Genomic DNA, 17,715 nt, shown 5'->3' with positions numbered 1-17,715 from the left:
TGTGTTGGCTGTAAAAGCTAAAGATTTCGCGGTATTGATTGGCGTTCTCATGATCGTCGTCATGCTCGTCATCCCGTTACCGGGATTCATGTTAGATTTTCTGATCATTGTCAATATATTGATTGCCCTGCTCATCTTGCTCGTGGCCATGAACGCGCGGGAAGCGCTCGATTTCTCGGTCTTCCCGTCGCTCTTACTGATCGTGACGTTGTTCCGACTTGGATTGAACGTATCGACGACCCGCTCGATTTTATCGAACGGCTACGGTGGAGAAGTCATCGCCACGTTCGGTAACTTCGTCGTCGGCGGGAACGTACTCGTCGGATTCGTCGTCTTCCTCATCCTCGTCATCATCCAATTCGTCGTCATCACAAAAGGTGCGGAACGGGTCTCGGAAGTATCGGCCCGCTTCACGCTTGATGCGATGCCAGGGAAACAGATGGCGATCGATGCCGATTTGAACTCGGGTCTGATCGATGACAAGCAAGCTCAAATCCGTCGCAAAAAGATTCAAAGTGAGGCCGACTTTTACGGGTCGATGGACGGGGCCTCGAAGTTCGTCAAAGGAGATGCCATCGCCGGTATCATCATCGTCGTCATCAACTTGATCTTCGGGATCATCATCGGGAGTGTCCAAATGGGACTCCCGGTCGGACAGGCGTTTCAAACGTTCTCGCTCATGACGATCGGGGACGGCCTCGTCGGACAGATCCCGGCGCTCCTCATCTCGACGGCGACCGGTATTATCGTCACCCGTGCCGTCTCGGACGGCAATCTAGGCGAAGACGTCGTCGACCAGCTCGGACAGAATCCGACGTTGCTTTACATCGCAGGGTCAATCGTCATTATGCTCGGTATCATTTCACCGAGCCTGCTTCCGGTGACACTCCTCATCGCCGGTGTCGCTTTTTACGGTGCGTATGCGATGCGGCGGAATATAAAACGGGCCATCGAACAACCTTTGCCCGACGAAGAACCGGCCGCACCGACGGAGACGGTCGTCTCGCTCCTACAAATCGATGCGATCGAGTTCGAGTTCGGATACGGATTGATCCCGCTTGCCGATGAATCGCAAGGCGGTGACTTGCTCGATCGCGTCGTCATGATTCGTCGTCAGCTCGCGCTTGAACTCGGTTTCATCTTGCCGACGGTCCGAATCCGTGACCATTTGCAACTGTCGCCGAACGCGTATCGGATTAAAGTGAAAGGCAACGTCGTCGCCGAAGGGGAACTGTTACTCGATCACTACTTGGCGATGAGCCCAGGAATCGAAGACCCCGAAGTGTACGGCATCGAGACGACCGAACCGGCATTCGGTCTCCCGGCGTTATGGATTGATGAAGAGACGCGTGCTCGTGCCGAGATGAGCGGGTACACGGTCGTCGACCCGCCGTCAGTCGTGGCGACACACTTGACGGAGACGCTCAAGAAACATGCTGCCGATCTGCTCGGTCGGGAAGAGACGAAACAACTTGTCGAACATTTGAAAGAGACGCACCCGGTACTCGTCGAAGACGTCACGCCGGCCGTCTTATCCATCGGGGACATTCAAAAAGTGCTCCGCCATCTATTGAAAGAGCACGTCTCGATTCGCAATTTGCCGCTCTTGTTTGAGACGATGGCCGACTACGGCAAAGTGACGAAAGATGCCGAGATTCTTGGGGAATACTGTCGTCAAGGACTGTCCCGTCAACTGACGGACCAAGTCAGCCCACCGGACGGACCGTTGTACGTCGTCACGCTCGGAGGACAGACGGAACAACTCATTCAAGACGCTGTCCAGAAAACGGAGTTCGGGAATTATTTGGCGCTTGATCCCGATCAAGCGCGCGAGATCATCGAACGTTCGGGCGAACAGCTATCGATGTTCGAACGCTACGGCGCCTCGGCCGTCATCCTCTGTTCTCCGACGATTCGTTTATTCGTCAGACAACTGCTCGAGCGTTACTATCCGGACGTACCGGTGCTCGCCTATAACGAACTGCTCAGTTCGGTCGAAGTGAAAAGTATTGGGGTGATTTAAATGCAGATCAAAAAGTTTACCGGTAAGACGATGAGCGAGGCGATGGCGAAAGTGAAGCAAGAACTCGGCGACGAGGCCGTCATCTTGAACTCCCGTCAAGTGAAGACGGGATGGTTCGGGTTGTTCGCTTCGAAACAAGTCGAAGTTATCGCCGCGCTCGAAAAAGCGCCGCTCCACACGAAGCCGCGGACGGAAGCAATCGCGGTGAAACGTCCGACCGCGCCAGAGGCACGAAATCAGAAGCCGGCACCTGACGCAGCACCGGTATTATCTGTCCCCCGGCGTTTACCGCAGGGGATGGAGCACATCGAGACGTTGCTTTCAACGGAATCGTTTCAAGGGACGGCATGGGAAGAACAGCTCAATGAACTGTTTTACACGACGAAGTCGATCGAGGCCGTCGAACAGTTCGTTCACGACCAGATTGAACGGGCCTTCCCGCCAGTCCCGGATACGCTACGCTACGTCATGCTCGTCGGGCCGACCGGTGTCGGCAAGACGACGACGCTCGCGAAACTGGCCGCTCATTATAAGCTCGATGAAGGCAAGACGGTCGGATTGATCACGACCGACACGTATCGAATCGCCGCCATCGAGCAGCTCAAGACGTACGCCGAGATTTTGAACATCCCGGTCGAAGTGGCGTACGACTTCGATGACTTCAAACGGGCGAAGCAACTGTTCGCAAGGAAAGACATCGTCTTGATCGATACCGCCGGGCGCAATTTCCGCGACGAGGCGTACGTCGAACAGTTCCACCAGCATCACGACTTTTCAGAGACGAACTTGTCGCTCGTCCTCAGTTTGACATCCAAGTTGAAAGATATGGAGATGATTTATAGCCAGTTCGAGCAATTGCCGCTCGGGTCCCTCATCTTTACGAAAGCGGATGAGACGAGCGACATCCATGCCATGTATAAACTCGTCCGTGACAGCGGTCTTCCGGTCGCCTGGTTGACGGACGGACAGGAAGTGCCGGACGACCTCGTCGAAGGCACACCGGAACGATTGACACGGAAGATGCTTCAGAAAGAAGGGTGGCCGCGATGGACCAAGCAAGGCGTCTAAGGGCAAAAACGGATAGCGCACCGACGACCATCGCCTTCGCTAGCGGCAAAGGCGGGGTCGGGAAGACGAACGTCTGTGTCAACACAGCGATCGGGCTCGTCGAACTCGGTAAACGCGTCTTGATCGTCGACCTCGACCTTGGCATGGCGAACGTACACATCCTCTTGAACGCGTCACGTTCAAGAACGATGGTCGATTCTGTGAAAGCTCGGATTCCGCTCGTCTCCTCTGTTCAGAAAGACGTCCATGGTGTCGATATATTACATGGGGGAAGCGGACTCGATGCGTTAGTCCAATTCTCAGACAGCGACATGCAATTTTTAATGCGCGAACTTGAAGTGTTGACCGACTATGACTATGTCTTGTTTGACATGGGAGCGGGGGCGACCGACACGTCACTTCAGTTCATCGCCGGATGCGATGAGATGTTCTTGATTTTGACGCCGGAGCCAACTTCGCTCATGGACGGTTACGCGTATACGAAACTCGTCCATCAGCAATATCCTGATTTACCGCTCGGGGTCATCGTCAATCGTGCCCAGTCCGGGGACGAGGCGCTTCAATGTTTTGAACGAATGGAAGTCGCATGTAAGCAATTTTTAAATAAATCGATTCGATTCCTCGGCTTTCTACCCGATGACCCGTCTGTCAGAAAAGCGGTCATCGCCCAAGTCCCGTTTTATGAATTCGACCGAAAAAGTGATATCAGCTGGCGACTCGAGCGTGTATTGACGACGCTCACCGGGACGCCACCTAGGCCGCGTCACTTCATGGATCGCTTAGTCGGGAACTTACGACGCCAGTGGAACCGAGTCTAACGACAGGGAGGCAATATAGATGGACGTGAACGAATACTTAGGGTTGTTTTTAGATGAGGCACAAGAGCATATCCAGTCGGTCAACACGCAGTTGTTGAAGCTCGAACAGACGGGAAGTTTTGAGGCGGTCCAAGAGATTTTCCGCTCGGCGCATACACTTAAAGGGATGTCGGCGACGATGGGCTATGAACATGTCGCCAACTTGACGCACGAGATGGAGAGCGCGCTCGACCTCGTTCGAGGCGGAAAGAAAGAAAGCAACCAACTGTTGCTCGATACGATGTTCTCTGCGATGGAGCAGATTGAAGAGATGATCGCCGACATCGAGAGCGGCGGCAGAGGGTCGAACGTCGACGTCGGTGCGACGGTGAAGGCGTTCCAATCGTTCATCGGTCATGAAGAGTCCGCAGCCATCGAGGAGGTCTCGCCGTTCACTGTCGACTTATATACCGACTCGGTCGTCGAGCAAGCGAAACAGACCGGTTTCGAGGCGTTCCAGCTAAACGTCAAACTGTCGGACGCGGTCGTTTTGAAAGCGGCCCGTGCCTACATGGTGTTCGATCGCTTGCAAGAGCTCGGCGAAGTCGTCCGGACGGTGCCGGATACAGAAGCGATTGAACAAGAACAGTTTGAGCTCTCGTTCGATGTGTTGTTCTTGTCGCAAGAGTCGGCCGAAGTGATCGAGCATGCCGTGTCGCAAGTGTCAGAAGTCGAACGGGTGCAAGTGACGGTGTTCACGAGCGCACACGAGAGCGTACCGGAAGTCGCGGCGAGCGTTGAAGCAGTCGCTGTGCCCGAAGTGAAGCCACAACCGTCCGCGCAAGAAGTCGAAGAAGTGAAAGACCAACCCGTCGCCCAAGCGAAGACGATTCGGGTCAACCTAGAACGGATCGACCGGCTCATGAACTTGTTCGAAGAGTTCATCATCGACCGTGGACGCCTCGAGCGTCTCGCCGATGAAGTCGGTCAGCCTGAGTTGAATGAGACGGTCGAGAAGATCAAACGAGGGACGAACGAGTTGCAATCGCTCGTCTTGACACTTCGGATGATGCCGATCGAGCAAGTGTTCAACCGGTTCCCGCGCATGGTACGCTCGGTCGCGAAAGACATCCATAAGAAAGTCCAACTCGATATCACAGGTGCCGAAACCGAGCTCGACCGGACCGTCATCGATGAGATTGGCGACCCGCTCGTCCACTTGATCCGTAACGCCATCGACCACGGGATTGAGTTGCCTGAAGTTCGTGAACAAGCCGGGAAAGACAAACAAGGAAAATTGTCACTGCGCGCCTATCACGGCGGCAACCGCGTCTTCATCGAAATCGAGGACGACGGTGCCGGCATTAACGTCGATAAAGTCCGGGCCAAAGCGCTCGAACGCGGTGTCCTCACAGCCGACGAGGCGGCGGCGATGTCGGACAACGAACTGGCGATGCTCATCTTCGCACCTGGGTTTTCAACGGCGGACGTCGTCACAGACTTGTCGGGCCGCGGTGTCGGACTGGACGTCGTCAAAAACAAAATCGAATCGCTCGGTGGGGTCGTCTCGCTTGAGACCGTCGTCGGTCAAGGGACGAAGTTCCAAGTCAGCCTCCCGCTCACGCTGTCGATCATCTCGGCGATGCTCGTGTTAGCTGGCGATGAAACGTATGCCATCCCGCTCTCCTCGATCCTCGAGACGACGCTGCTCGATGAAGCCGATATTTTGACGGCGCACCGTGAACGCGTCTTCGATTTCCGGGGACAACTCGTGCCGCTCGTCTATTTGAAAGAGATGTTCGGCATCGACGCCGAGACGAAATCACAATTCCCTGTCGTCGTCGTACGCAAAGGGAACAAACTTGTCGGTGTCGTCGTGAACGACTTGATCGGCCAGCAAGAAATTGTCATGAAACCGCTCGGGTCATATTTAGAAGGTATTCCGGCGATCTCGGGCGCAACGATTCTTGGAGACGGGCGTGTCGCCTTGATCGTCGACAGCAACGATCTCTTTTAAGGAGGAAGAATGATGGAACAAAAATGGGTAGTCTTCTCACTCGCAGACAACACGTACGGCATCGACGTCCAATCGGTCCGTTCGATTGAGCGTCTGCAACCGGTGACCCGGGTCCCGAACGCCCCGGCACATGTGAAAGGTGTCATCAACTTACGGGGGGTCGTCACCCCGGTGATCGATCTTCGCCTCCGTCTCGGCTACGAGGAAATCGAAGCGACAGACGAGACGCGCATTCTCATCGCCTCTTTGAATCAAGGAGACGCCGGGTTTATCGTCGATCGAGCGAACGAAGTCGTCGAAAGCGACGACGTGCGCATCGAGCCGATCCCGGAATCGAGTCAGGATATGTTGTCGGCGCATTTGACGGCGATCGCGAAAGGGGAAGACAAGTTGTTCTCACTCCTCGACGCCAACGCCTTGTTCGAGGACCAGCATGCTGAGTGAGTTTGAACAAGATTTGTTGAAAGAGCTCGGCAACATCGGGTCGGGTCACGCCGCCACGGCGTTGTCGACACTCTTGGCAAAACCGGTCAACATCACCGTCTCGTCTGCCGAGATGGAACCGATCACTTACTTGCCGGAACGTGTCGGCGGTCCCGAGCGGCACGTCGCGTCCGTCTTGCTCGAACTCGGAGGAGACATTAGTGGCATGATCCTCATCTTGTTCCCGGTCGACGATGCCGAGACGATGGTCACATCATTGATTGGGACGCCGTTCACGTTCGCCGCGGCGGACGAACTCGGCCAGTCGGCTTGGGAAGAGATCGGAAACATTATGAGCGGGGCGTATGCCCGTGCCTTGAGCGATTGGCTCATGACGCCGATCATGATTCAAGTACCGGCGACAGCGATCGACATGGCCGGGTCGATCGTCGAATTCGTCGTCACTTCGGTCCAACCGGAAGAAGATGCGGCGCTTTATATCGATACGACATTCTTAATAGACGACAAAGTGAGTGCTGGCCATGTGTTGTTCCTACCGACGCACGGCTCACTTAAACAAATCGAACGGCGGTTGCTCGGCCATGGCTGAAGTGCTCAAAATCGGCATCGCCGAATGGAAGCAGACGTCGGCACCGAACCGCCTTCGCACGGCCGGTCTCGGTTCATGTGTCGGGGTGATCCTGTTTGACGTCCGCACCCAAGTGGCGGCGATGGCCCACGTCATGTTGCCAGATTCGAATATCGCCCGCAAACATCAGACGATCGAGGTAGGTAAGTACGCCGATACGGCGATCGACGCGCTCGTGAAATCATTAAATCAGGCCGGGGCGAACCGGTTGCAGGCGAAAATGGCCGGAGGCGCCCAAATGTTTCAATTCAAGTATGAGAACGAGGCGATGCGAATCGGTGAACGAAACGCCGAGGCGATTCGAAAAGCGTTGAAAGCGCACCGGATCCCGCTTGTCGCTGAAGATTGCGGCGGCCATAACGGCCGCACGATCGAATTTGATGTGGCGACGTCCGTCTTATCGATTCGGACTGTCAGTGTAGGAACAAAAGAAATTTAAGGGGGGATCGACATGACGACTCAGCTTACTCAGTTGTGGGATCGTTGGAACAGTGACCGTGATATGGATACGGCGAACGAACTATTATCTCATTATGAATTTCTCATCCATTATCACGTACAACGAATGATCGTGACGCTCCCGAAAAGCGTCGAACGCGACGAATTGAAGAGTTTGGGTTACATGGGATTGTACGATGCCCTCATGAAATATGATCCAGAACACAACAATAAGTTTGATACGTATGCGGCGTTTCGGATCCGCGGGGCAATCATCGATGGACTTCGGAAAATCGACTGGTTGCCGCGTTCGGTCCGGGAGCGGGTCAAAAAAATCGACCAAATCGCCGAACAGCTCGAGCAGTCGTTGCACCGCGCACCGACGAAAGAAGAACTGGCCGCTGCCTGCGCGTTGCCGGTTTCAGAGATTGAGAAAGCGATGGCGGAAGGATATTTCGCTAACATGTTGTCGATTGATGAGGCGGTGACGTTACAAGAAGAAGGAAAAGTCATGTCCGTCACGTATTTTGACCCGGATTCAGAGAAACCGGAAGAGACGCTGTTGCAACGTGAGCTCATCGATGTGTTGACGACCGAAATCGAACATCTGTCCGAAAAAGAGCGGCTCGTCGTCTCACTCTTTTATTTTGACGAGTTGACGTTGACCGAGATCGGTGAGGTGCTCGACTTGTCGACGTCACGCATCTCGCAAATCCATTCAAAAGCGTTGAAGACACTCAAAGCAGCGCTCGGACGCTCTTATTTAGAAGAAAAGACATCGTGAGGAGGGGAACAGATGACAATCGTATTACTCATCGTGGCTATCGTCGTCACTTACGCCCTCCTCATCGTGTTTAAGCAGCTACAGACGTTGAAGGAACGGGTGGAACGGCTCGAGGTCGAGAAGCGTGAAACCGAGGCGCTGTTGTTGTCGTTCATGGAATCGATGAACGATGTCGTCAAACAAGAGGTTGTGGTTGAATCGACGTCGCGTGAACCGGATTCACTTCCCGTTCAGCGAGTGGAAGAGGATCAACCATCGGACCAACAACTCGTCGAAGAGACGTTACTCCGGCACTCTGTGCGCGACGCGGCCCGTCTTCTTGGAAAAGGAGAAGGCGAGATGGCGTTATATGCAAAATTTCGGAGCAAGTGAGAGTTGCCGGATTCGGTGACATATGCTATAGTAATTCTCGGTGTTAAACACATCACACACGTCTCGGGATGGTATTCCTCGGTGCCGAAAGGTCGGAATACAAAGATGAACGAGGCGGAGGACTTTTTAAACCACAAGGAGGAAATTTATCATGGCAGTAATTTCAATGAAACAATTGCTCGAAGCAGGTGTCCACTTCGGTCACCAAACACGCCGTTGGAACCCAAAAATGGCGAAATACATCTTCACGGAGCGTAACGGGATCTACATCATCGACCTTCAAAAGACGGTCAAAAAAGTAGACGAAGCTTACAACTTCGTTCGTGAACTCGCGGCAGAAGGCGGAAACGTCCTCTTCGTAGGTACGAAAAAACAAGCTCAAGACACGATCAAAGAAGAAGCACTCCGTTCAGGTATGTACTTCATCAACGAGCGTTGGTTGGGTGGAACACTCACAAACTTCTCAACAATCAAAAAGCGTATCAACCGCTTGAAGCAACTTGAGAAAATGGAAGCAGACGGCACGTTCGAAGTACTTCCTAAGAAAGAAGTCATCATCTTGAAAAAAGAAATGACACGTCTTGAGAAGTTCCTCGGCGGAATCAAAGATATGCCAGGCGTTCCAGATGCACTCTTCATCGTTGACCCACGCAAAGAGCGTATCGCGATTGCAGAAGCTCACAAATTGAACATCCCAATCGTTGCGATTGTCGATACAAACTGTGATCCAGACGAGATCGACTACGTCATCCCAGCGAACGACGATGCGATTCGTGCGGTTAAATTGCTCACTTCGAAGATGGCAGATGCAATCATCGAAGCGAAACAAGGCGAAGAAGAAGTTGCTGAAGAAGCTGTAGCACCTGAAGCAGAAGCTACAGAAGCTGAGTAATCAGTTAGACAACAGGTGATAAAGGGAAAGCCTTTTATCACCTTTTTTTAGGACATGCATATGAAGGCATCGTGCCTTCTTCTAAAAATTTGTAGTGTTACAAGGAGGAATTTCCGATGGCAGTTACAGCAGCAATGGTAAAAGAACTTCGTGAAAAAACAGGCGCAGGTATGCTCGATTGCAAAAAAGCACTCACTGAAACAAACGGTGACATGCAAGCGGCAGTCGACTTCCTTCGTGAAAAAGGGATCGCAAAAGCAGCAGCTAAAGGCGATCGCATCGCAGCAGAAGGTTTGACGGCAGTAGCGGTTGACGGCAACAAAGCTACACTCGTCGAAGTGAACTCAGAAACAGACTTCGTTGCGAAAAACGAGAAGTTCCAAACGCTCGTTTCCGACGTTGCGAACGCAGTCCTCGCTTCAGGCGCAGCGACAGTGGAAGAAGCACTCGCTTCTGAATTCGTAGCAGGTAAGACGCTCGAGACACACATTCAAGAAGAAGCATCGACAATCGGAGAGAAAATCTCACTTCGTCGTATCGCAGTCCTTGAAAAAGCGGACAACGCTGTGTTCGGCACATACCTCCACATGGGCGGACGCATCGGTTCGGTCGTCATCATCGACGGCACGACAGACGAGACAGTTGCGAAAGACGTTGCGATGCACGTAGCAGCAGCACGTCCACTTTACGCGACACGCGACGAAGTTTCTGCTGAAGAAGCTGACCGCGAGAAGAAAGTCTTGACTGAACAAGCACTCAACGAAGGCAAGCCAGCGAACATCGTCGAGAAGATGATCGCAGGACGCATGAACAAGTACTTCGAGGAAATCTGCCTCGTTGACCAAACATTCGTCAAAGATGCTGACTTCAAAGTTGGGAAATATGTAGAGTCTAAAGGCGGCCGTGTCAACTCGTTCGTACGTTTCGAAGTCGGCGAAGGCATGGAAAAACGCGAAGAAAACTTTGCTGAAGAAGTTATGAACCAACTTAAAAAATAATCTGCGTCACACGTGATGCATTCAAAATTGGGAACACGTCTGTATAACCTTGAGTTAGTTCGTTAAGGGAGCGTGTTCCCTTTTTTCAAGCAAGAGGAGGCAAAGTATGGAACCGAAATATAAGAGAATTGTGTTAAAATTGAGTGGAGAAGCGCTCGCAGGTAATCAAGGGTACGGCATCGATCCATCGATCGTCAACTCGATTTCTGGACAAATTAAAGAACTCGTGGAAATGGGTGTAGAAGTCGCCGTCGTCGTTGGCGCCGGCAACATCTGGCGCGGGAAAACCGGTAGCGAACTCGGTATGGACCGGGCGAACGCCGATTATATGGGCATGCTCGCGACAGTCCTTAACTCACTCGCCCTTCAAGACAGCCTTGAATCACACGACGTCCAAACACGCGTCCAAACATCGATTGAAATGCGCCAAGTCGCGGAACCGTACATCCGTCGTCGTGCAATGCGTCACCTTGAAAAAGGACGTGTCGTCATCTTCGCGGCCGGAACGGGCAACCCGTATTTCTCGACAGACACGACAGCGGCACTTCGGGCAGCCGAAATTGAAGCTGACGTCATCCTGATGGGGAAAAACAACGTGGACGGCGTCTATTCTGCCGACCCGAAACACGACCCGGAAGCGGTGAAGTACGAGACGCTCACGTACTTGGACGTACTCAAAGACGGTCTCCAAGTCATGGACTCGACGGCGACATCACTCTGTATGGACAATCATATTCCACTAATTGTATTCTCATTGCTTGAAGAAGGAAACATTAAACGTGTCGTACTCGGGGAACATATCGGGACGGTAGTAGGAGGAATCAATTCATGAGTGTAAATGAAGTGTTGAAAACTGCTGAAGAAAAAATGGAGAAAGCCCATGCCGCGCTTAAACGCGACTTCGGGACGCTTCGCACAGGTCGCGCGAGCGCATCGATTTTGGACCCGGTCCAAGTCGATTACTACGGTGTGCCGACGCCACTCAACCAAGTGGCGAACATCAACACCCCAGAAGCGCGCCTTCTCTTGATTCAACCGTGGGACAAATCACTCGTCTCGGAAGTTGAGAAAGCGATTCAAAAAGCGGACCTCGGTTTGTCACCATCGTCTGACGGTACGGTCATCCGTCTCGCCATCCCAGCTTTAACGGAAGAGCGCCGCAAAGAACTCGTTAAAATCACGAAGAAGTATGCGGAAGAAGCGAAAGTAGCGGTCCGTAACGTCCGCCGTGACGCCAACGAGAACTTGAAGAAACTCGAAAAAGACGGTGATTTGACGGAAGACGATCTTCGCGGCTATGCGGACGACGTCCAAACGTTAACGGATTCTTACATCAAAAAGATTGATGAATCTGCAGCGGTCAAAGAAAAAGAAATCATGGAAGTGTAATCACGGAAGTGGTATACCAAAAAGCTGTGTGGGGACCCTTTTATTGAGAGGGTCCCTCTTTCATACAATCAGGAGGATAGAGTATGTTTAAATGGATGAATCCGACCACGAAGACCGAGGCGGAATTGAGCATCCCTGAACACGTCGCCATCATCATGGACGGCAACGGCCGTTGGGCGAAGAAACGTGGGCTCCCGCGCATCATGGGTCACCGGGAAGGGATGAAATCGGTCCGGGAATCAGTCCGGACGGCTCAAGAACTCGGGATCAAGTCGTTGACACTTTACGCGTTCTCGACAGAGAATTGGACCCGTCCAGAAGAAGAAGTCAACTTCTTAATGAAGTTGCCGAAGCAGTTTTTGGAGACGGACTTAAAAGAGCTCGATGAGCAAAATGTCCGTGTCCTCGTCGCAGGAGACGTGACGAGATTGCCCCGGGGCACACGTGAGGCGGTCGACGAGGCCCGGACCCGGACGGCGACGAACACAGGGCTAGACCTCGTCTTCGCCTTGAACTACGGTGGCCGTGACGAACTCGTCCAAGCGATGCGACTGATCGCCGAAGATGTGGCGGCTGGACGAATCCAGCCTGAACAGATCGATGATGTGATGATCGGGGAACGGCTCATGACGAATATGCAAGACGTGGACTTGATCATTCGTACGAGCGGTGAACAGCGCCTGTCGAACTTCTTACTATGGCAAGGGGCATATGCCGAGCTACACTTTACAGACGTGTTGTGGCCAGAGTTCAAACGTGATCACTTCATGGAAGCAATTGAAGCGTACAATATGCGGACGCGCCGGTTTGGTGGTGTGACATGAAAACAAGAATCATAACCGGTCTTTGGGCCGGAGCGATTTTCGTGACGTTGATTGCCCTTGGCGGCAGTCCGTTCGTCATCTTGATGGGTGTGCTCGCCTTGATCGGGTTGAGCGAGTTCACGTTGATGAGGAAGCACAAATTGACCGCGTTCCCGTTTCTCGTGACCGTGCTTCTCGTCGCGTTCCCGTTCGTGATGATGCTGCTCGAACGTCAAATGGACATGAGCGACTTGCCGATGTCGGTCAACCAATGGATGATTTTAGGTTTAACGTTGCTGCTTTTCTGGACGGTCGTCACGAAAAACCGTTTCACATATGAAGACGCCAGCTTCTACTTCGTCTCGGCTGTGTACCTCGTCATCGGCTTCTCAAGTTTTGCTCTCGTCCGTCTCTCAGACGACGGGCTTAGTAAAGTACTCCTCGTGCTCTTTATCATTTGGGCGACCGACTCAGGTGCCTACTTCACTGGAAAAGCGATCGGGAAGACGAAACTATGGCCGTCGATCAGTCCGAACAAGACGATCGAAGGAGCGGTCGGTGGTATCGTGTCGGCCATCATCACTGGTCTGGTGTTTATTTTAGTCGATCCAATCTTACCGTTTATAGAAGTCGTCATCCTCGCCATCGTCGTCGCAGTCGTCGGCCAGCTCGGAGATTTGGTACAATCGGCATATAAACGTCATTATGGTGTGAAAGACTCGGGTCATTTATTGCCTGGCCACGGTGGGATTTTGGACCGGTTCGACAGTATGATCGCGGTGTTCACGGTCATTTGGATTTTCAATTTGTTATAAAGGAGTGTCAAGATGATGCGAATCAGCTTACTCGGGGCGACTGGCTCGATCGGCGTACAGACGTGCGACGTGATCGAGCAGCACCCCGACTTGTTTGAACTTGAGGCATATGCGTTCGGAACGAATATCGAGGTAGCCGAAGAATGGATCAACCGCCTTCGTCCGAAATACGTGTCGGCCAAAAATATCGAAGTGCTCGAACAACTCAAACCACGCCTTACATACGAACCACTCTTTTTCATCGGACTGGAAGGGTTGATCGAATGTGCGACGGCGGAACGGGCTGATGTGGTCGTCACCGCAGTCGTCGGAGCGGTCGGACTTGAACCGACGCTCGCTGCGATCAAAGCCGGCAAAGATATCGCGCTCGCGAACAAAGAGACGCTCGTGACGGCAGGGCATCTCGTCATGGCCGCCGTCAAAGAGTACGGTGTCAACTTGCTTCCGGTCGATAGTGAACATTCGGCCATCTATCAATGCCTGAACGGGGAACGCCGCGAAGATGTCGCGAAGATCATCTTGACGGCATCAGGTGGTAGCTTCCGCGACAAAACGCGGGAAGAGTTGGTTGATGTGACCGTCGAACAGGCGCTCAATCACCCAAACTGGTCGATGGGGGCAAAGATCACGATCGACTCGGCGACGATGTTCAATAAAGGACTCGAAGTCATCGAGGCGCACTGGTTGTTCGATATCGATTATAATGATATTGAAGTGGTGCTCCATCGCGAGTCAATCATTCATTCGATGGTCGAGTTTAAAGACGCTGCCGTCATGGCACAACTGGGCAACCCGGATATGCGCGGACCGATCCTTTACGCGTTATCTGCACCGAAACGGCTTGAAATCGAAGGGAACAAGCGGTTAAACTTGAGAGAAATCGGGACGCTCCATTTCGCGGAAGCGGATTTTGTACGCTATCCCGCGCTCCGGCTCGCCTTTGATGCCGGACGTGCCGGCGGTTCGATGCCGACGGTGCTCAACGCGGCGAACGAAGCGGCTGTCGAGCGGTTCTTGAACGGAGAAATCGCGTTTTTAGATATCGAACGGCTCGTCGAAGCAGCGATGGAAGCCCATGCAGTGATTGAAGAACCGACACTTGAGCAAATATTACAAGTCGACCAGGCGGTTCGTGAACAGATTCAGCAAGGAAAGTGAAGGTGGGGAATAGACAATGACGACTTTTATCGCCATCGTTTTGATGTTTGGGGTACTCATTTCAGTCCATGAATGGGGCCACCTCGTCATGGCGAAACGGGCAGGGATTCTCTGTCATGAATTTGCAATCGGCTTCGGGCCGAAAATTCTGTCTTTTAGAAAGAATGAGACGCTCTACACGATTCGGCTTTTGCCGATCGGCGGATACGTCAAAATGGCAGGAGAAGATTTTGAACCGATCGAAGTGAAAGCGGGTCAACACGTTGGTTTGCGTTTGACGAAGACAGGTACGGTCGACCGTGTCTATTTTCAGCCAGACGAGGCGACAGACATTCATGTCGTCGGGACTGTTGATAAATTTGATTCGATTCGTGAGTTGAAAGTGCAACTGCTCGTCGATGAAGAGGTTCGGGTTTACGAGCTCGAACGAGAGACACTCCTTGTCGACCAAGGCATGGAAATTCAAATCGCACCTTACGACCGGACGTTCGGGGCCCAATCGGTGTGGAAACGTGTGCTCGCCATCGCGGCCGGCCCGGCGATGAACTTCGTCCTTGCCTTCATCTTGTTAGTCGTCGTCGGCCTCGTCCAAGGGACACCGACGGATGACGGACAAATCGGGACGGTCCAACCGGAATCAGCTGCGGCTGCGGCCGGGCTCATGGCGGGAGATGAAATTGTTTCAATCGAAGGAAACGAACTCGACAATTGGGCGGAATTACGCGCCGCGCTCGCGGACCGGGCTGACGTGCCGACAGAAGTGACGTACGTCCGTGACGGTACAGAACAGACGGTCACGCTCACGCCGCAACCGCTTGAACAAAACGGGGAGACGGTCGGGATCTTAGGGGTCACGAACGCGCTTGAACGGTCGCCGACGAAAGCGTTCACGACCGGTGCCGAGACGACGTGGACGATGTCGACGCTCATCTTTTCTGCCGTCGGAGACCTCGTGACGGGTCAAGTTGGTGTCGATCAACTGGCCGGACCGGTCGGGATCGTCCGCATGACGGACGAAGTCGCGGCGAGCGGGCTCATCATGCTCCTCAACTGGACGGCACTCCTTTCCGTCAACTTGGCCATTTTCAACTTGTTGCCGCTCCCGGCCCTCGACGGAGGAAGACTGATCTTCCTCATCTTCGAAGCTGTACGCGGCCGGCCGATCGATCCGAAGAAAGAAGGCTTTGTGCATTTCATCGGCTTCGCACTGTTGATGCTGTTGATGCTCATCGTCACGTGGAACGATATCCAATCATTTTTCAAATAGAACGTGTTAGAGAAGGGAAACGTTGATACCTATGAAACAATCGAGATTGCTTATGCCAACACTTCGAGAAGTTCCTGCTGATGCTGAGGCAATCAGCCACCAGCTTCTCGTCCGTGGAGGATTTATTCGTCAAAACGCGGCCGGCATCTATTCGTATTTGCCGCTCGGTCACAAAGTATTACAAAATATCCAAACCGTCATCCGTGAAGAGATGAACCGTGCCGGAGCACAAGAATTGCTTATGCCGGCGATCCAACCGGCCGAGCTGTGGGAAGAGACGGGACGCTGGGGGATTTACGGTCCTGAACTCATGCGCTTGACGGATCGCCACGACCGTCGCTTCGCCCTCGGTGCGACACATGAAGAGTTGATCACTTCGATCGTACGTGACGAGTTGAACTCATATAAGAAATTGCCGGTCAACTTGTATCAAATTCAAGCGAAATATCGCGACGAGCGCCGTCCGCGTTTTGGGCTGCTCCGCGGTCGTGAGTTTTTGATGAAAGACGCGTACTCATTCCATGCCGACCAAGCCGGTTTGGATGAAGAGTATGACAACATGTATAACGCCTACTCACGCATCTTCGACCGGGTCGGATTAAAGTATCGTCCGGTCGTGGCGGATTCAGGCGCAATCGGTGGAAAAGATACGCATGAGTTCCAAGCGCTCGCCGCTATCGGCGAAGATACGATCGTCTATACAGACTCGTCTTCGTACGCAGCAAACATCGAGATGGCCGAGACGTTAGACCGTTATGAGATGCAAACAGGAGACGTGTCATCGCTTGAGAAAGTCGACACAGAAGACAACAAGACGATCGAAGACGTCGCCCGTTTCCTCGATGTCGATGTGAAGACGACGATCAAGTCGGTCCTCTTCAACGTCGATGGTGAGACGGTCATGGCGATCGTCCGCGGTGATCACGAAGCGAACGACGTCAAAGTGAAGAACGCGCTCGGCGGACTCGACATCCAAATGGAGGACGAGGCGAAAATCATCGAGCTGTTCGGATGTGAGCCAGGGACGCTCGGACCGATCAACGCCCCGGTGAAAGTCGTTGCTGACTATGCCGTCAAGTATTTGCTTGACGCGGTGTGCGGCGCGAATGAGGCGAACACGCACTTCTTGCACGTCAACGCCGAGCGTGACCTCGCCCATTTGACGTACCATGATCTTCGGTTCGTCGTCGAAGGCGATATGGCGCCAGACGAGTCAGGCCCTGTTCGCTTCGCGCGAGGCATCGAGGTCGGACAAGTGTTCAAGCTCGGGACGCGTTATTCAGAAGCAATGGGGGCGACGTTCTTGAACGAGGAAGGACGGGCCGAACCATTGATCATGGGTTGTTACGGCATCGGGGTCTCACGTACGCTTTCGGCAATCGTCGAACAGCATCATGACGACCGCGGTATCGTGTGGCCAAAGAGTGTCGCACCGTTTGATTTGCATTTGATTGCAATCAACGCGAAAGATGAGACGCAACTCGAACTTTCGAACCGTCTATACGAACAGCTGTCGTCGAAGTACGATGTGTTGTATGATGACCGTAAAGAACGGGCCGGCGTCAAGTTCGCCGATGCCGATTTGATCGGTTTGCCGATTCGAATCAACGTCGGGAAAAAAGCCGGTGAAGGCATCGTCGAAGTAAAAGTCCGTGCTACGGGCGACGTGATTGAAACAACGGTAGATGAGTTGCCGCAAGTGATTGTCGCGCAACTTAACGAGACGCATTGATCGATGAAGGTGACGGTTTCTTGCCGTCACCTTCATTTTTCGACACCGTATGATTAAAGGGGGGACTACTTACCCGTGGAAGCAAATCAG

18 protein-coding genes are annotated in these 17,715 nt (G+C 53.1%); all 18 read left to right on the top strand.

All coding sequences use genetic code 11. The features are described from left to right. Nucleotide 1: 1 nt before the first annotated feature. The 18 genes from flhA (at nt 2) to P398_RS0111495 (ending at nt 17,625) form a co-directional block, all read left to right on the top strand. On the top strand, nt 2–2,023 hold the full coding sequence (flhA, locus tag P398_RS0111580; RefSeq protein ID WP_174233467.1) for a flagellar biosynthesis protein FlhA: 2,022 nt from the start codon (nt 2–4) through the stop codon (nt 2,021–2,023). Further along, complete coding sequence (locus P398_RS0111575; protein WP_029335382.1) at nt 2,024–3,091, top strand: flagellar biosynthesis protein FlhF; 1,068 nt, start codon at nt 2,024–2,026, stop codon at nt 3,089–3,091. After that, complete coding sequence (locus P398_RS0111570) at nt 3,070–3,909, top strand: MinD/ParA family protein (RefSeq protein WP_029335376.1); 840 nt, start codon at nt 3,070–3,072, stop codon at nt 3,907–3,909. Before P398_RS0111575 ends, P398_RS0111570 begins: the two co-directional genes overlap by 22 nt. A gap of 19 nt (nt 3,910–3,928) precedes the next feature. Further along, complete coding sequence (locus tag P398_RS0111565) at nt 3,929–5,905, top strand: chemotaxis protein CheA (protein ID WP_024370123.1); 1,977 nt, start codon at nt 3,929–3,931, stop codon at nt 5,903–5,905. Nucleotides 5,906–5,917: 12 nt separating this feature from the next. Then, on the top strand, nt 5,918–6,349 hold the full coding sequence (locus P398_RS0111560) for a chemotaxis protein CheW (protein WP_024370124.1): 432 nt from the start codon (nt 5,918–5,920) through the stop codon (nt 6,347–6,349). Continuing rightward, on the top strand, nt 6,339–6,938 hold the full coding sequence (locus P398_RS0111555) for a chemotaxis protein CheC (protein WP_024370125.1): 600 nt from the start codon (nt 6,339–6,341) through the stop codon (nt 6,936–6,938). Before P398_RS0111560 ends, P398_RS0111555 begins: the two co-directional genes overlap by 11 nt. After that, entirely contained in the window at nt 6,931–7,416 is a 486-nt protein-coding gene (locus P398_RS0111550) for a chemotaxis protein CheD (protein WP_024370126.1), read from the top strand. Before P398_RS0111555 ends, P398_RS0111550 begins: the two co-directional genes overlap by 8 nt. Nucleotides 7,417–7,428: 12 nt before the next feature. Then, the gene (locus P398_RS0111545) at nt 7,429–8,199 is read left to right on the top strand and encodes a FliA/WhiG family RNA polymerase sigma factor (RefSeq protein WP_029335375.1); all 771 of its coding nucleotides are present in this window, start codon (nt 7,429–7,431) and stop codon (nt 8,197–8,199) included. Between the two features lie 12 nt (nt 8,200–8,211). Further along, entirely contained in the window at nt 8,212–8,571 is a 360-nt protein-coding gene (locus P398_RS0111540; protein ID WP_029335374.1) for a hypothetical protein, read from the top strand. A 151-nt stretch (nt 8,572–8,722) separates the two neighbouring features. Next, entirely contained in the window at nt 8,723–9,463 is a 741-nt protein-coding gene (rpsB, locus tag P398_RS0111535) for a 30S ribosomal protein S2 (protein ID WP_021067146.1), read from the top strand. A 116-nt stretch (nt 9,464–9,579) separates the two neighbouring features. After that, nucleotides 9,580–10,461, top strand: coding sequence for a translation elongation factor Ts (tsf, locus tag P398_RS0111530; protein WP_024370129.1), 882 nt, complete (start codon nt 9,580–9,582; stop codon nt 10,459–10,461). Between the two features lie 106 nt (nt 10,462–10,567). After that, nucleotides 10,568–11,293, top strand: a complete 726-nt coding sequence (pyrH, locus tag P398_RS0111525) for a UMP kinase (protein ID WP_029335372.1) — start codon at nt 10,568–10,570, stop codon at nt 11,291–11,293. Beyond that, a complete protein-coding gene (frr, locus tag P398_RS0111520) occupies nt 11,290–11,850 on the top strand; it encodes a ribosome recycling factor (protein ID WP_024370131.1) in 561 nt (186 codons plus the stop codon). The genes pyrH and frr overlap by 4 nt, the downstream gene beginning before the upstream one ends. Before the next feature lie 83 nt (nt 11,851–11,933). After that, nucleotides 11,934–12,674, top strand: a complete 741-nt coding sequence (locus tag P398_RS0111515) for an isoprenyl transferase (protein WP_024370132.1) — start codon at nt 11,934–11,936, stop codon at nt 12,672–12,674. Further along, a complete protein-coding gene (locus tag P398_RS0111510; protein ID WP_029335370.1) occupies nt 12,671–13,468 on the top strand; it encodes a phosphatidate cytidylyltransferase in 798 nt (265 codons plus the stop codon). The genes P398_RS0111515 and P398_RS0111510 overlap by 4 nt, the downstream gene beginning before the upstream one ends. Nucleotides 13,469–13,480: 12 nt before the next feature. After that, entirely contained in the window at nt 13,481–14,626 is a 1,146-nt protein-coding gene (gene dxr, locus P398_RS0111505; RefSeq protein WP_029335368.1) for a 1-deoxy-D-xylulose-5-phosphate reductoisomerase, read from the top strand. A 16-nt stretch (nt 14,627–14,642) separates the two neighbouring features. Then, on the top strand, nt 14,643–15,893 hold the full coding sequence (gene rseP, locus P398_RS0111500; protein ID WP_024370135.1) for an RIP metalloprotease RseP: 1,251 nt from the start codon (nt 14,643–14,645) through the stop codon (nt 15,891–15,893). 31 nt (nt 15,894–15,924) lie between these two features. Further along, on the top strand, nt 15,925–17,625 hold the full coding sequence (locus P398_RS0111495; RefSeq protein WP_029335366.1) for a proline--tRNA ligase: 1,701 nt from the start codon (nt 15,925–15,927) through the stop codon (nt 17,623–17,625). Nucleotides 17,626–17,715: the final 90 nt, after the last annotated feature.

Origin of the sequence: Exiguobacterium aurantiacum DSM 6208 (genome assembly GCF_000702585.1) — a bacterium.
Classification (GTDB): Bacteria; Bacillota; Bacilli; order Exiguobacteriales; family Exiguobacteriaceae; genus Exiguobacterium; species Exiguobacterium aurantiacum.
Note: the sequence above shows the minus strand (reverse complement) of the source record. Positions and strands in the feature narration are given on the sequence as shown.

Bases quoted from the DNA above. Each gene is read 5' to 3' on its own strand.
- P398_RS0111575 (WP_029335382.1), top strand. From the start codon at position 2,024: ATGCAGATCAAAAAGTTTACCGGTAAGACGATGAGCGAGGCGATGGCG.
- P398_RS0111570 (WP_029335376.1), top strand. From the start codon at position 3,070: ATGGACCAAGCAAGGCGTCTAAGGGCAAAAACGGATAGCGCACCGACG.
- P398_RS0111565 (WP_024370123.1), top strand. From the start codon at position 3,929: ATGGACGTGAACGAATACTTAGGGTTGTTTTTAGATGAGGCACAAGAG.
- P398_RS0111560 (WP_024370124.1), top strand. From the start codon at position 5,918: ATGGAACAAAAATGGGTAGTCTTCTCACTCGCAGACAACACGTACGGC.
- P398_RS0111555 (WP_024370125.1), top strand. From the start codon at position 6,339: ATGCTGAGTGAGTTTGAACAAGATTTGTTGAAAGAGCTCGGCAACATC.
- P398_RS0111550 (WP_024370126.1), top strand. From the start codon at position 6,931: ATGGCTGAAGTGCTCAAAATCGGCATCGCCGAATGGAAGCAGACGTCG.
- P398_RS0111545 (WP_029335375.1), top strand. From the start codon at position 7,429: ATGACGACTCAGCTTACTCAGTTGTGGGATCGTTGGAACAGTGACCGT.
- P398_RS0111540 (WP_029335374.1), top strand. From the start codon at position 8,212: ATGACAATCGTATTACTCATCGTGGCTATCGTCGTCACTTACGCCCTC.
- rpsB (WP_021067146.1), top strand. From the start codon at position 8,723: ATGGCAGTAATTTCAATGAAACAATTGCTCGAAGCAGGTGTCCACTTC.
- tsf (WP_024370129.1), top strand. From the start codon at position 9,580: ATGGCAGTTACAGCAGCAATGGTAAAAGAACTTCGTGAAAAAACAGGC.
- pyrH (WP_029335372.1), top strand. From the start codon at position 10,568: ATGGAACCGAAATATAAGAGAATTGTGTTAAAATTGAGTGGAGAAGCG.
- frr (WP_024370131.1), top strand. From the start codon at position 11,290: ATGAGTGTAAATGAAGTGTTGAAAACTGCTGAAGAAAAAATGGAGAAA.
- P398_RS0111515 (WP_024370132.1), top strand. From the start codon at position 11,934: ATGTTTAAATGGATGAATCCGACCACGAAGACCGAGGCGGAATTGAGC.
- P398_RS0111510 (WP_029335370.1), top strand. From the start codon at position 12,671: ATGAAAACAAGAATCATAACCGGTCTTTGGGCCGGAGCGATTTTCGTG.
- dxr (WP_029335368.1), top strand. From the start codon at position 13,481: ATGATGCGAATCAGCTTACTCGGGGCGACTGGCTCGATCGGCGTACAG.
- rseP (WP_024370135.1), top strand. From the start codon at position 14,643: ATGACGACTTTTATCGCCATCGTTTTGATGTTTGGGGTACTCATTTCA.
- P398_RS0111495 (WP_029335366.1), top strand. From the start codon at position 15,925: ATGAAACAATCGAGATTGCTTATGCCAACACTTCGAGAAGTTCCTGCT.